Source organism: Dyadobacter sp. Leaf189 (assembly GCF_001424405.1).
In the GTDB taxonomy this organism is placed as follows: Bacteria; Bacteroidota; Bacteroidia; order Cytophagales; family Spirosomataceae; genus Dyadobacter.
Map to the genome: position 1 here is coordinate 1,139,592 of NZ_LMPS01000001.1, position 13,139 is coordinate 1,152,730.

Annotated in this window: 10 protein-coding genes; 4 read left to right on the forward strand and 6 right to left on the reverse strand. The window is 45.2% G+C overall.

The window, feature by feature from the left end; all coding sequences use genetic code 11:
- Positions 1-54 precede the first annotated feature (54 nt).
- On the reverse strand, positions 55-981 hold the full coding sequence (locus ASG33_RS04870; RefSeq protein WP_056280961.1) for an AraC family transcriptional regulator: 927 nt from the start codon (positions 979-981) through the stop codon (positions 55-57).
- A 154-nt stretch (positions 982-1,135) separates the two neighbouring features.
- Here ASG33_RS04870 and ASG33_RS04875 point away from each other — a divergent pair, with 154 nt between their 5' ends.
- A complete protein-coding gene (locus tag ASG33_RS04875) occupies positions 1,136-2,908 on the forward strand; it encodes an ABC transporter ATP-binding protein (protein WP_056280963.1) in 1,773 nt (590 codons plus the stop codon).
- A 127-nt stretch (positions 2,909-3,035) separates the two neighbouring features.
- Here the strand turns inward: ASG33_RS04875 and ASG33_RS04880 are convergent, their stop codons facing one another.
- The 3 genes from ASG33_RS04880 to ASG33_RS04890 form a co-directional block, all read right to left on the reverse strand.
- Positions 3,036-5,582: a penicillin-binding protein 1A gene (locus tag ASG33_RS04880; protein ID WP_056280965.1), complete on the reverse strand. Its 2,547-nt coding sequence runs from the start codon at positions 5,580-5,582 to the stop codon at positions 3,036-3,038.
- A 77-nt stretch (positions 5,583-5,659) separates the two neighbouring features.
- Positions 5,660-6,055, reverse strand: coding sequence for a peptide-methionine (R)-S-oxide reductase MsrB (msrB, locus tag ASG33_RS04885; RefSeq protein WP_056283273.1), 396 nt, complete (start codon positions 6,053-6,055; stop codon positions 5,660-5,662).
- A 71-nt stretch (positions 6,056-6,126) separates the two neighbouring features.
- Positions 6,127-7,674: a DUF5723 family protein gene (locus ASG33_RS04890; protein ID WP_056280967.1), complete on the reverse strand. Its 1,548-nt coding sequence runs from the start codon at positions 7,672-7,674 to the stop codon at positions 6,127-6,129.
- A 348-nt stretch (positions 7,675-8,022) separates the two neighbouring features.
- On the opposite strand from ASG33_RS04890, the gene ASG33_RS04895 reads away from it, so the two are divergent.
- Positions 8,023-9,453, forward strand: a complete 1,431-nt coding sequence (locus ASG33_RS04895; protein ID WP_056280970.1) for a circularly permuted type 2 ATP-grasp protein — start codon at positions 8,023-8,025, stop codon at positions 9,451-9,453.
- Between the two features lie 105 nt (positions 9,454-9,558).
- Positions 9,559-10,290, forward strand: coding sequence for an esterase family protein (locus ASG33_RS04900; RefSeq protein ID WP_056280972.1), 732 nt, complete (start codon positions 9,559-9,561; stop codon positions 10,288-10,290).
- A gap of 48 nt (positions 10,291-10,338) precedes the next feature.
- Here ASG33_RS04900 and pheS read toward each other — a convergent pair whose 3' ends face one another.
- A complete protein-coding gene (pheS, locus tag ASG33_RS04905) occupies positions 10,339-11,379 on the reverse strand; it encodes a phenylalanine--tRNA ligase subunit alpha (RefSeq protein ID WP_056283276.1) in 1,041 nt (346 codons plus the stop codon).
- Between the two features lie 341 nt (positions 11,380-11,720).
- Here pheS and ASG33_RS04910 point away from each other — a divergent pair, with 341 nt between their 5' ends.
- Positions 11,721-12,119, forward strand: coding sequence for a LytTR family DNA-binding domain-containing protein (locus ASG33_RS04910; protein WP_056280973.1), 399 nt, complete (start codon positions 11,721-11,723; stop codon positions 12,117-12,119).
- 179 nt (positions 12,120-12,298) lie between these two features.
- Here the strand turns inward: ASG33_RS04910 and ASG33_RS04915 are convergent, their stop codons facing one another.
- Positions 12,299-13,003, reverse strand: coding sequence for a porin family protein (locus tag ASG33_RS04915; protein WP_056280975.1), 705 nt, complete (start codon positions 13,001-13,003; stop codon positions 12,299-12,301).
- Between the last annotated feature and the right edge of the window lie 136 nt (positions 13,004-13,139).

Genomic DNA, 13,139 nt, shown 5'->3' on the forward strand with positions numbered 1-13,139 from the left:
ATAGGATAATACAAAGATATTATGGCCAAAAAACCGGATCAAGGTACAAATCGGCTAATGGATGGTACTTTTCCGAACTTGCTCGCGGTATTCGTTTGGGGTAAGACCTGTTTTCTTTTTGAAGATGCGGCTGAAATAGGAAGGGTCGTCGAGGTGAATGTGATAGGCTATCTCTTTACTGCTCAGGCCCGTAAAGACAAGTAGTCGCTTGGCTTCGAGCAGCAGTTTGTCCAGTATATATTCCTGAGAAGGTGTTCCGAGGTACTTTTTAGTGATTTTACTTAAATAGTCGGGAGAGACCGAAAGGGCATTGGCATATTGCTGAACTTCATGTATCTGCAGGAAATTTTTCTCCACCATTTCCTGAAACCGGCCAACCAGTTCGGGAATAGGCTGTGCTGCTGATTCTTCCGGCTGCGTATTTTGCTGACTTAGCAGCGCACATTTTTGTAAAAAAACACCGAGGTACCTGCCAATCAGCGCCTGATCTGCTTCATTGCTCAAATGATCAGAAACCATATTTTCCAAAATATTATGGAAATACCGCTTCTCCGATTCTGATAACGTGATAATGGGCTGGCGGCGCGCTGGCTGGAAGAATGTATACTGGGAAAGCGGCTGACTGACCGGATTATAAAATTGGTAGAAGTCCTCGGAAAAGGCAACTATAAAGCCTTGAAACGAACTGGAAAAAGTGAGCAAATGCACCTGGCCCGGCGTAAGAAAATGCAGCCCTGCGCCGAATACGTTGTAGGAACGAAAATCAATCTCATGAAACCCCCGGCCTTCTTCCACAAATAATATCTCGTAGTAAGTGTGCCTGTGGGGCGTATCGGTTGGTAATGGAGTGATCGGGAGCGGAATAGCGAGCTCTTCATTGATCTCCACGCTGTTTTTGAAGCGGAATATTTTTAATGCAGAAACCTGACTGGGTGTTTTCGGCAGGGAATGAACCGGTATTGCGTCTGACACGGGAATCATAATCTACTTTTTCAGTTGCTACAATGTTTTAAGAAGCCGCAGAATCACTAAAACTACCAGCAGAGGGAGTTTTTTGAAATCGTTGGTGACGTTTTTATAATTTACTTTGTTGGTTATTGACACTAGTCTACAACCACAACCATTCCATTTCAAGGTGAACCAGGAAACCAAGAGCGGCCAAATATTCGATCTTCCTACATTAAGACGTCTATATGCATTCGTTCGCCCTTACCAGCGCCAGTTTTATTTATTGATAGGGATCATCCTGCTTAATGCCTTGCTAGCTCCTCTGACGCCGCTGCTCATTAAGTACACCATTGATACGCCCATTGCAAACGGCGATTTTCAGCAACTGACAATCATGCTGGTCGTGATGGTGGTTGTTACTATTTTTCAGGGAGTTGCGCAGTTTTGGAATACCTATATGTCGGGCTGGCTTGGACAGTTTATCATCCGCGATATCAGAGTGCAGCTTTACCGGAAAATAATCGGATTAAGATTAAAGTTTTTTGACAATACCCCAATCGGCCGGCTCGTAACACGTACTATTTCCGATGTGGAAACACTTTCGAATGTATTCAGTGACGGAATGGCGGCAATTGCCGGGGATATCCTGCAATTGATACTGATCATCGCCGTGATGTTTTATACCGACTGGAAGCTGTCGCTTATCAGCTTGTCGATGATCCCGCTCATGCTGATCTGTACCTATATATTCAAGGAGAAGATCAAGGACTCATTCAATGAAGTGCGTGCAGCGGTGTCTAACCTGAACTCGTTTGTGCAGGAGCACTTAACGGGAATGGGCATTGTGCAGATTTTCAGCAGCGAGGATATTGAGTATAAAAAATTCAGGGAGATCAATAAGGTGCACCGCAATGCGAATATCCGGTCTATCCTTTATTACTCCATTTACTTTCCGGTAGCTGATGTGATCGCAGCTGCGGGTACTGGTCTGGTAGTCTGGTACGGATCAAAACAGATACTGGATAGCGAAGTGACTTTCGGTACTGTTACCGCATTTGTGATGTTTATCAACCTTTTTTTCCGCCCGATCCGTCAGCTTGCCGACCGGTTCAATACTTTGCAAATGGGTATTGTGAGCACAGACCGTATTTTGAAAGTGCTCGACAGCGATGAATATACCTCCAACGAAGGCACTTATGATCCCCAGATGATAAAAGGTAATGTCGAATTCAAAAATGTCTGGTTTGCCTACAATGAGGAAGAATATGTTTTGAAGGATATTAATTTCAAAGTAAATGAAGGTGAGACCATCGCGCTTGTTGGCGCAACCGGTGCAGGGAAATCGTCTATCATCAATTTATTAACCCGCTTTTACGACATCAACAAAGGGAATATTTATGTAGATGGCGTGGAGGTGCATGATTATGAACTGAATGCACTTCGCAGGAACATCGGCATTGTATTGCAGGATGTTTTTCTTTTCTCCGATACAATTGAAAACAATATCCGGCTCGGCGACTTTTCAATCACCCACGAAAGGATAGTGGAAGCTGCTAAACTGGTGGGCGTGCACGATTTTATCGAGCGGCTGCCCGGCGGATACAGCTACAATGTAATGGAGCGTGGTGCAACACTATCCGTTGGTCAGCGCCAGTTAATTTCATTTGTCCGCGCGATGGTACATGAGCCTAAGATTATTGTCTTGGATGAGGCAACCAGCTCGGTAGATAGCGAGACCGAAGAATTAATCCAGCACGCGATTGAAACACTAATGAAAGGCCGCACCGCCATCGTTATCGCGCACAGGCTCTCAACGATTCAGGAAGCTAATAAAATTATTGTCGTAGATAAAGGACGCATCGTCGAAGAAGGCAACCACGAGCAGCTACTGGAAAAAGAAGGAGCTTACGCGAATCTGTACCGGATGCAGTACAAGGAAGTATTAAAGATCGGGGCGTAGAATTAGGCTTTCCATAGCCTTCGGCTTCTTCCTTATCGCCCATTTTTGTCACCCTGAGCGCAGTCGAAGGGCGGGCGTTATCGCTCCTCCCTTCGACTGCGCTCAGGGTGACAACGTTTAAAATCAGCTAGTTCCTCCCTCCCGTATCCAGTGGAATAGGTGGCGGGCCGATTAAAAATTCATCTTCTGCGCTTCTTCCGGCAGGCGTGCTATCGCCTTCAATGCCCAGCGAATCAATTGAACTTGGCAGGTACAGGGTAGGGCAGTTGTAGTTTTTGGTAATCTTGAAGCTCGGTTTCGAGAATGGGCCGGGTTCATAGCCGATCGATTTATCTCGGTATACCTTCTCTAAAAAGCTTCCTACAATCGGTAACGCAGTTTTAGCTCCTTCTCCCAGGTTTGTTGTACGGAAGTGGATACTGCGATCGTCACCACCCACCCAGGCGCCTACTACCAGGTCGCGCGTAATGCACATAAACCAGCCGTCGGAGTTATTGGATGTAGTTCCTGTTTTGCCGCCCAGTTCGTTTCCGTTACGGGTTACATCAAATTTCCAGCGAATGCTGCCGGAAGTACCTCCCGGCTCTTCCACTCCGGCTTTCAGCATTTGAACCATCAGGAATGCGGATTCCGGCCGGATTGCCTCTCGGTGCTCTGCCTGGAATTCTTCAATCACTTTCCCGTTGCTGTCTTCAATTTTCGTTACTAAAATGGGCTGTGTGTAGGTTCCGTTATTTACAAAAACACTGTAAGCGGCTACCATATCGTAAAGCGAAACATCAAATGGACCCAAACCAATAGAAGGTAATCCTTTAAGCGGCGTAGTAATACCCATTTTCTTGGCGTATCTGGCCACATTATCCGCGCCAACCTGGTCCGTAAGCTCTGCTGTAACCGAATTGATTGACTGTGCCAGGGCGCGCCGCAATGTCATGCTTGCATAGGAAAAGGTACCCGTTGCATTGCGCGGTCTCCATTCCTTTTGCTCGCCGTCTTCCATATAAATCTTCTCAAACGGCTTATCTACAATCTGATCACAGGGGGTCATATTGTAAGTAGTATCATCAATCGCCGTTGTATAAACGAAGGATTTGAATGTCGATCCCGGCTGCCTTTTGCCTTGCTTTACCGCATCGTATTTGAAGTAATTATAATCCAAACCACCCACCCAGGCTTTGATCTGGCCGCTCTGCGGGTTCATAGCCATCATACCTGCGCGCAAAATCCGCTTGTAGTAATCCAGCGAATCCATTGAACTCCAGTATTTCTTCATCTCACCACTGTTTTTCCAGTCGTAGACTGTCATGGTGTCTTTTTTATTCAGGTAATAATTGACGCTGTCCGGATTGTTCGGAAATTTGGCGGCAAGCGATTTGTATTTGCTGGTCCGTTTTACCACGTTTTGAAGAAAGTCAGTGATTTCCTTGCCTTGTTCGTCTACCCATGGATTCTGGTTTCGCCAGTGATCTTCAAACACGCGTTGCAGCTGCTTCATCTTCTGCGTCATCGCTTCTTCGGCTTTTTCCTGCATCCGAGAGTCGATCGTCGTATAGATTTTCAGTCCATCGGTATAAAGGTCATAACCATTTTCGTCACCCCACTTTTTAACAAAATCAACAACTGCATTCTTGAAGTAATTGGCATTGCCGTCGTATGGTGTTTCGAACTTGGTTTTTAGCTCAATAGGTAGCGCGCTGATCGAATCCGCTGCTTTGGCGCTGATGTACCCGTATTTCTCCATTTGCGCAATTACCACATTCCGGCGTTCAAGCGACCGCTTCATGTTGCGGATCGGGTTGTAGGTGGTAGTCGCCTTTTGCAAACCCACCAAAACCGCCGATTCCTGCACATTGAGGCTGTCGGGCGATTTACTGAAATACGACTTCGCTGCCGTATTGATCCCGTAAGTATTGTTACCGTAATCAACCGTGTTGAAATACATGGTCAGGATTTCTTCTTTGGTAAAGTTCCTTTCCAGCTTAATGGCAGTCAGCCATTCTTTTGTTTTATAAATTAAAATGCTGAAACCGGGAATGTAGCTTAGCACTCCGCGTGCACCCGATTTTCTTGTTTTAAATAATTTCTTTGCAAGCTGTTGTGTGATAGTACTGCCTCCCCCACGATCCGTCGCGCCGGTTACAATGCCCATTGCCACGCTCGCCATTGCTTTATAGTCGATTCCCGAATGTTTGTAAAAACGTACATCTTCGGTCGCGATCAAAGCTTTTACCAGGTTCGGAGAGATCATTTTGAATGTTACCGGAGTCCGGTTTTCGGTATAAAACTTACCGATCATTACTCCGTCTGCTGTGTATATCTCCGAGGACTGGGCAACTTTTGGATTTTGTAGATCTTCAACGCTCGGCATACTTCCCATCAGCCACAGGAAATTGGTTTCCACACAAAAAATGTAAAGTGCAAATGTCAGAAACCCGTAAGCAAAGGTTTTCCAGATAAACATGATCGGCCGGTAAAAACGGGAATTGGTATCCACATTGTTTTCCCACCAGCGGCGCAGGGATCTTTTGTTTTGACGATAGGAATGGAACAGGTTATCAGCGCGTTTTTTGCCGGTAACCAATGAAGTAAGCTTGTATGCGATACGGTTGATGAGTGTGGCAATGAATCTGAAGACTGCCTTTATTTTGTTAAAAAACGATCGGATAACTTGCATCAAACGTTATGGTTCGTAAGAATTCAAAGATAAGAAAAGCCGGACATTTATGATTGTGTCCGGCTTTTACGATTATACTATTCGGCTTTATTGAATTTCAAAGCAGCGCCATTCATGCAGTATCTGAGTCCTGTTGGCTTTGGACCGTCATTGAAAACGTGCCCCAAATGTCCCCCGCAGGTTCTGCAAACTACTTCAGTCCGGATCATACCGTGACTTTTATCGACGATTTCCTCCACACTCTCCTTTGCAACCGGCTGAAAAAAGCTCGGCCAGCCCGAACCTGATTCATATTTCGTTTCGGAGCTGAACAACGGGGTGCCACAAGCTGCACACACGTAGGTACCCTCTTCCTTGTTATCATTATAGGGATGTGAAAATGGGCGCTCAGTCCCTTTTTCAAACAGCACAAAACACTGTTGTCCAGTTAGTTCCTGCTGCCATTCTTCTTTTGTTTTCTGTACTTCTCTCATTTTATCCGGATTTGAAGATATGTTACGTTTAGAAAAATTGTACCACATTATACGTAACGCAAGACAGCCCTTTATCGTTTAGAAAAAATGCGTCTGATCCATGAATCTTCGCGTGGCCAGCACTGGTTGGGCGACTCGGGCGGGCGGCGGAAAAGGCCGGCCGATATCCCGAAATAAAGATTAAATGCTTTTGGATTGCCAATGTTCAACAGTCCTGTCAAATGATCGGTGCCAATCCACAAAGGTCCCGCGCGTCCAGCCAGCCCGATTGCCGGTGATCTGTACCGGTTCATCAAAGATACAGGTACAGACAATTCATACCATTTATGCTCAATGCGCGGTGTTACCGCAAGAAAAGATTCTGCTTTCATACCGAATGCACCCTGACTGATCAGGTTCTGTACCCACAATCCGCTCACATAAATTTTTGATTGAACATGGTAATCAACACTCGCCTGAAACGCCATTGGCAACACCGACTTGAAGTTAGGCGCCATTGTAGGTCCTCCGTCCAGCGATGAATTGATCGCATTAAACAGTCCCTCGGACCCCTGCAGTTTCTGGAAAGAGTTAAAACGGAATTCCTTGTCCCTGGTGTGGGTTTCCTGTTGCAGCAAATAAGCCGGATTTTTGAAATGGACCCGCCCAATATCGGTCAGCGAAACTGCGACGCGGTACAAATACTTATTCTTGGAAGCATCACGTTTTCGCTCACCACGTTCTGTATAAGAGTATTTGTTGATATCCGGCCGGTATTCGTATACGGCGCCGATATCAAAGCCCCACCCGCTTCCCGGAGGCGCACCGCCTAGCAGCCAGGCCGGTGAAGGTTTGATATTCTGGAAACCTTCATCCCGGGTAATCGCATACTTTACATTGATCTGCTGCACATTGATATACTGGCGGCGGTTTTCGTAAGCTTCGTCGGGCAGGATATTGTAAGTCGAATTGTCAATGATCGCATGTGCATTGTACAGTCCTATCAGTCTTTTTACGGTAAAACCAACTTTGAGGAACTCCGTTTCGTTATCCACCACAATGCCGCCCAGCGTCAATGCAATTTCTCCCAATGCATTAAAGTGTAACTGGCCTGACTGGTTCTCGAATGTGCTCCCCTGAAGTTCTTTCATCTGCGCGGTTTTGCTGATCAGTCGGGCAAGTGGCTCGGTGAGCTGGGTCGTATTCAGTATGTACCGTGCCCTCGTTGATATACCCACGCCCATTTTACCTTTCAGCAAATTGAACATCACAGACGGCAGCCGCGTATCTCCGCCTGCGTTCAGATATTTGTAATTACCGTTAAGCTTTTCCTTCAAATAGGAGCGCGGGAACATGAGAACACCGCGTTCATTCCTGTATTGATCCGGCACTGAGTTAGTCATCAGGGAAAGGAAGGAAAATGGCGCATCGTACTTGACGTGGTTGTTACCTGTATAAAACTGGGTACCTACCAGGTTCACGTGGATAGCATAGCGGCTATCGGCGACAAAGGCAGGATTATGGTACAATGCATTGGTACCCGCGTAATTTCCCATCGCAACGCCAGGCAAGTGCTGGGCCGATCCATTCAATGCTATCCCAAGGAAAATAAAGGATGCGAGTATCAGACTTTTGGGCATAGTCACTAGAAAACGTTGAATCGGCGAATTTTATATTCGTGTGCAAAGAAAAGCGGAACTGCACGGAGTTGCAACGAATGTTCTGCGATTCAGAATATTTAATCTTGCGTCAGCGGCATGATTTTAATGCGCTCCAAATCGAACAGAAGTGCTGAATATGCTATTATCCCAAGAAAAAATGTGCGCGCTTTTATAAAATAGTCTGAAAAAGGATGAAGGCTTGTGTTTGCCGTTTTAAGCAATTAGGTACGATCAGGAAGTGAATTCCAGATTGTTTTGTTAATTAAAACATAGACCATATATTGTTTTGTTAAAAACGGATATAGGCTTTTTCAAATTTTGTATTGTATGAATTTCTCTTTTTCAAATTATCAAAGTGAAAATTTCTTCGATGAAATGTTTTCCCCCGACGGACAGACGCGCCCAGGGTACGAGCATTTGAAGAGCAAATTTGAAAATCTGACCCACGAAGACCTTACCAATCGCCAGCTTGCTACCGAGCGGGCGCTGCTTTCGATGGGAATTACTTTCAATGTCTATTCCGAAGGAGAGGGAACGGAGCGTATTATGCCGATCGATATCATTCCACGCGTGCTGCCCAATGCAGAGTGGGAGTGGCTGGAAAAAGGCTTAAAACAACGTATTAAAGCGTTGAATATGTTTATCGATGACGTTTACAATGAACAGAATATTCTCAACGACGGCGTCGTACCGCGCGAGCTGATCGAGTCGAGTAAGTGCTTTTTGAAACCCTGTCTTGGACTTAAACCGCCCAAAGGTATATGGTGCCACATTACTGGTACTGACCTGATCAAAGGTGACGACGGTACTTTCATGGTTTTGGAAGATAACCTCCGCTGTCCGTCAGGTGTATCCTATATGTTGGAAAACAGGGAATTGTCCAAGCAGATTTTTCCGGATGTTCTGGCAAGAACCGGCGTAAGGCCGGTTTCCGATTATCCTACGCGCCTGCTGCAAATGCTGCAGCACCTCGCCGACCGTCCTAACCCGACTGTGGCGGTTCTTACGCCAGGTATCTATAATTCAGCATATTTTGAACATTCGTATCTGGCGCAACAAATGGGCGTTGAGCTGGTGGATACGCGCGATCTGGTAGTTTCCGACGGTTATGTAAAAATGCGGACTACCAGCGGGTTACAGATTGTAGACGTGATCTATCGCCGGATTGATGATACGTTCATGGATCCCGAAGCATTTAACCCTGATTCGCTGATAGGTATCCCCGGTATTTTCGAGGTTTACAAAAAAGGTCGTGTGGCACTTGCAAATGCGCCTGGTACCGGTGTGGCCGACGATAAGGTGGTGTACGCCTATGTGCCGCGTATCATTAAGTACTACCTCAATGAAGAAGCCATTATCCCGAATGTGCAGACCTACATTTGCGGCGAAGAGGAAGATTTCAATTATGTGCTTGAAAACATCAGCGAGCTGGTTGTGAAGGAAGCCAACGAGGCCGGCGGTTATGGTATGCTGATCGGGCCGAAAGCGACGGAGCAGGAACATGAACTTTTCAGACAAAAAATCCGGAATAATCCGAGAAACTACATTGCCCAGCCTACCATATCTCTCTCCCGCGTACCTTGCATGGTCGACGGCCACGCAGAGGGCAGGCACGTGGATTTGCGCCCGTACATCCTGTATGGCGATGATATCAGCGTAATCCCTGGCGGGCTGACGCGGGTTGCATTGCGTAAAGGTTCTTTGGTTGTTAACTCGTCACAAGGTGGCGGAGGTAAGGATACCTGGGTCTTGTATTGATTTATTACCACAGTTACTGGCAGGCTGTTGGTGATAATTGGTTCGAATATTGAACCGCGTTTGAATCATGCCTGTTAATCGTTAAGTAACTTAAATGGTAAAGAAATGCAACGCGAGGTAACCGGTTGGTATAGTCCGGCGCTAAATGAACATATGGATATTGCGGTTTACGGACATTATGGGTTTGCACTCCTGCTGATCCCGACTGCCGCTTCAAATTATATGGAGTATGAGGAGAATGGCCTGATTGAAAGTATCCGTCCGTTTATTGATTCCGGAAAAGTCAAAGTCTATTGCATTAACAGCATTAATTCAGAAAGCTGGCTGAATCCCTACATGCACGGTTATGACAAGGCAGTAAGGCACCAGTTGTTCAATGATTATGTGATCAAAGAAGTAATCCCATTTATTAAGGACACATCCAGCCAGACTAATGAGATCATAGCCGGCGGCGCTTCTTTTGGTGCAATGCATGCAGCTAATCTTTTTTTCAGGCACCCGGATTATATTCACGGGATTATCGCCATGAGCGGTTGTTATGACCTGAGTGTTTACACCGACGGATATTATGATGACAATGTGTACTTCAACTCGCCTGTCCATTATCTGCCGCAACTAAAAGCAGAATGGCATTTATCCATGTACCGCGACAGTCGCCACATTCATTTTATATCGGGCTCGGGTGCGTATGAGGTGCCGGAATATTCAAGACAGATTTCGGCTATTTTAACCTCGAAGAATGTTCCGCACGAATTGGATATCTGGGGAACTGACATTCCACACGAATGGTGGTCCTGGAAGAGAATGCTTCCTTATTACCTGGAAACAAGGTTTTAAATATGAAAATGTTTCGGGCAAACAGGCGCTTGCCCGAAACATTTTCATTTATGCTCCCTCGAACTGTCTGAGAAAGCGCACGTCATTTTCTGTGAATAAACGCAGGTCATTGATCCCGTAACGCAGCATTGTAATACGCTCGATACCCATTCCGAAAGCGAAACCTGTATACTCCTCACTGTCTATCCCGCAATTTTGCAGCACATTGGGATCCACCATGCCTGATCCTGCGATTTCTACCCAGCCGCTGTACTTGCACACATTGCATCCTTTTCCTTTACATATAAAGCAACTTACATCAATCTCGGCACTTGGCTCGGTAAATGGGAAGTAGGAAGGACGAAGGCGGATTTTTGAATCTTTGCCAAACATCTCCTTTGCAAAATGATAAAGTGTGTCTTTCAGATCTTTAAAGCTCACATTCTTATCTACATACAAACCTTCAACCTGATGAAAAACGCAGTGAGCGCGGGCAGAAATGGCTTCATTCCGGAACACGCGACCAGGCATGATCGAGCGTATCGGAGGTTTTTGCCGCTCCATTAAACGTACCTGTACATTGGACGTATGTGTGCGGAGTAACACATCATCCTTCACTTCACCTTCGCTTTTGGATATAAAGAAAGTATCCTGCATTTCCCGGGCAGGGTGGTTATCGGCAAAGTTCAATGCGCTGAAATTGTACCAATCTTTCTCGATTTCTGGTCCGTAAGACACATTGAAGCCCATTCTTTCGAAAATTTCGATAATGCGGCGGCGTACAATGGTAAGCGGGTGCAAACTACCCTGTAAGTTGGGCACCACAGGAAGGGTAAGATCGATCACCATTTCAGGATTGGCGTCCGCCGCATTTTCCAATGCAGCCGAAAATTCCTGAAAACGGCCCTGCGCAAGGTTTTTCAGGGTATTAAGTTCCTGCCCGACCGCGCGCCTTTCTTCCGGCGCTATATTTTTCAGTCCGTCAAACAGCTCGGTAACAACTCCTTTTTTGCTGATATATTTTAACCTGAAAGCTTCCAGCTGTTCTTTATTTTCAACTGTGACTTTCTCAATTTCCGATACTAGTTCTTTTACCTTTTCGGTAATCATAACGCATTTGATGTTGTTGGTAACAGACTTATTTATCGCCCGTTTTGGCAAAACTGACTGGCGAAATCATGGTAAAGATAATCAAAGTTCAGGCGCGTGTAGACTGGTAATCTTGCTTCATTGCCGATTTCATGCGTTTAGAGCGTAAAATGGTGCTTTTTGGGACTACGTAAAATTACGCATTTTGCTAAGGTCTGTTACGTCATTTCACCTTTCGCTCAATGGTAAATACCTTTAAATCAGTGAATTGAAAAAGAACACGTAGTTCTACGTATTTTATTTAAGCTGCACTATTGACTAATTTTGAATCAACAATCAAACATTATTAGTCATACGTTACCATGAAAAATTTCACATCATTTACTCGTTCCAACATTTCTGAAAGAACTTACAACGACAGCCGCAACTCCATTTCGGTACAATCAATGGGGCGGACTATCTTTTTGACTCCCGACGTGATCACCTTCCTGGAAGGTGAAGGCAACTATACATTTATATATACAAACACCGGCAAGAAATATCTGGTGTCAAAAACATTGAAATCACTTGCAGAGCAGCTTAATGCTAATTTCATGCGGGTACACAAATCTTACCTGGTTAACTCGGATTACATTGTAGAGAGACTGGAAGACGATCGTATGCTGAAATTATCCTGCGGAAAAGAAGTAGCGGTTTCACGCAGAAAGATCAAAGAAGTAAGTGGTATTCTCAACCACAACAGTCTGCGCATTACCGCATAACTGTTAAGATTTTAGTGAATTAAATTAGTGGGTTATTCATAAAAACAGCAGCCATCGCTTGATCGAAGGCTGCTTGTTTTGTTTTTAGGAAAGGTATAATGGAGGAAGGAGGAAAGGGCTGTATGTTCATGATTTCTCAAGTTTATTTCCATCTTCTCCTTCCTCCTTCTTCCATTCCTTTAAAATAGCTTCAATCCTAGCGTTACTTGCCAGGAACTGATCTTCTGTTTTACATCTCCTCCCTGACCATCGGCATTGAACGAGGCTACATTGGTGAAAGATCCTTCCTTGCGCACATCCAGACTAAAACTTCCCAGATCAAGTCCGCCGCCGAGCTGGTACCCGAAAGTCGCCTGTGACAGTGCATTGTTCAGATCAGACGTGTAATACTTGAATGCATCCCGAAGCTTCTGATTATCGCCGATCCGGAATGAGGTAACCGGGCCAGCCAGTATCCGAAAAGGTCCACCCTTTAAACCGATCAAAAGCGGCACATCGATGTTGCTGTACTTAATATTGATTGTCTTGGAAATAGGCTGTTCTTTATCCATTTCAACAATTTGAAATGATCCTCCTTTTGTAGACACCAAAACTTCCGGCTGAATAAAAAGTGTGCGGCCGAAACGTGCATATATACCTCCAACTGCGCCTGTTTTTGTGTCAAAACTTTGTTTAAGGTTGTCCCTCACCGCCTTTCCGTCATATCCCAGATAGGGATTTCCTGCGTCGTCATACCGCGTTGTAAAAACATCTCCCATCGTAAGGCGTGATAAATTCACCCCTCCTTTGATACCGAACGCGAAACCTTTTTTCTGAGCTTGTGCTGATCCAATCGCAACAATGCATAACATACAAATACAAGCTACTTTTGTCAGGATGTTCATGGATAATATCATTTTTTAAGTAAGACGGATAATAACGCCGAAAAACAAAAAACTATACCTTACCTATATTCTTTTTGATTTTGTGGCTTAAACATCCAATTTTCGATTTCGGATCGATATTATCAGCTTAGTTGTT

Bases quoted from the DNA above. Each gene is read 5' to 3' on its own strand.
- msrB (WP_056283273.1), bottom strand. From the start codon at position 6,055: ATGAGAGAAGTACAGAAAACAAAAGAAGAATGGCAGCAGGAACTAACT.
- pheS (WP_056283276.1), bottom strand. From the start codon at position 11,379: ATGATTACCGAAAAGGTAAAAGAACTAGTATCGGAAATTGAGAAAGTC.
- ASG33_RS04870 (WP_056280961.1), bottom strand. From the start codon at position 981: ATGATTCCCGTGTCAGACGCAATACCGGTTCATTCCCTGCCGAAAACA.
- ASG33_RS04890 (WP_056280967.1), bottom strand. From the start codon at position 7,674: ATGCCCAAAAGTCTGATACTCGCATCCTTTATTTTCCTTGGGATAGCA.
- ASG33_RS04900 (WP_056280972.1), top strand. From the start codon at position 9,559: ATGCAACGCGAGGTAACCGGTTGGTATAGTCCGGCGCTAAATGAACAT.
- ASG33_RS04895 (WP_056280970.1), top strand. From the start codon at position 8,023: ATGAATTTCTCTTTTTCAAATTATCAAAGTGAAAATTTCTTCGATGAA.
- ASG33_RS04910 (WP_056280973.1), top strand. From the start codon at position 11,721: ATGAAAAATTTCACATCATTTACTCGTTCCAACATTTCTGAAAGAACT.
- ASG33_RS04915 (WP_056280975.1), bottom strand. From the start codon at position 13,003: ATGAACATCCTGACAAAAGTAGCTTGTATTTGTATGTTATGCATTGTT.
- ASG33_RS04880 (WP_056280965.1), bottom strand. From the start codon at position 5,582: ATGCAAGTTATCCGATCGTTTTTTAACAAAATAAAGGCAGTCTTCAGA.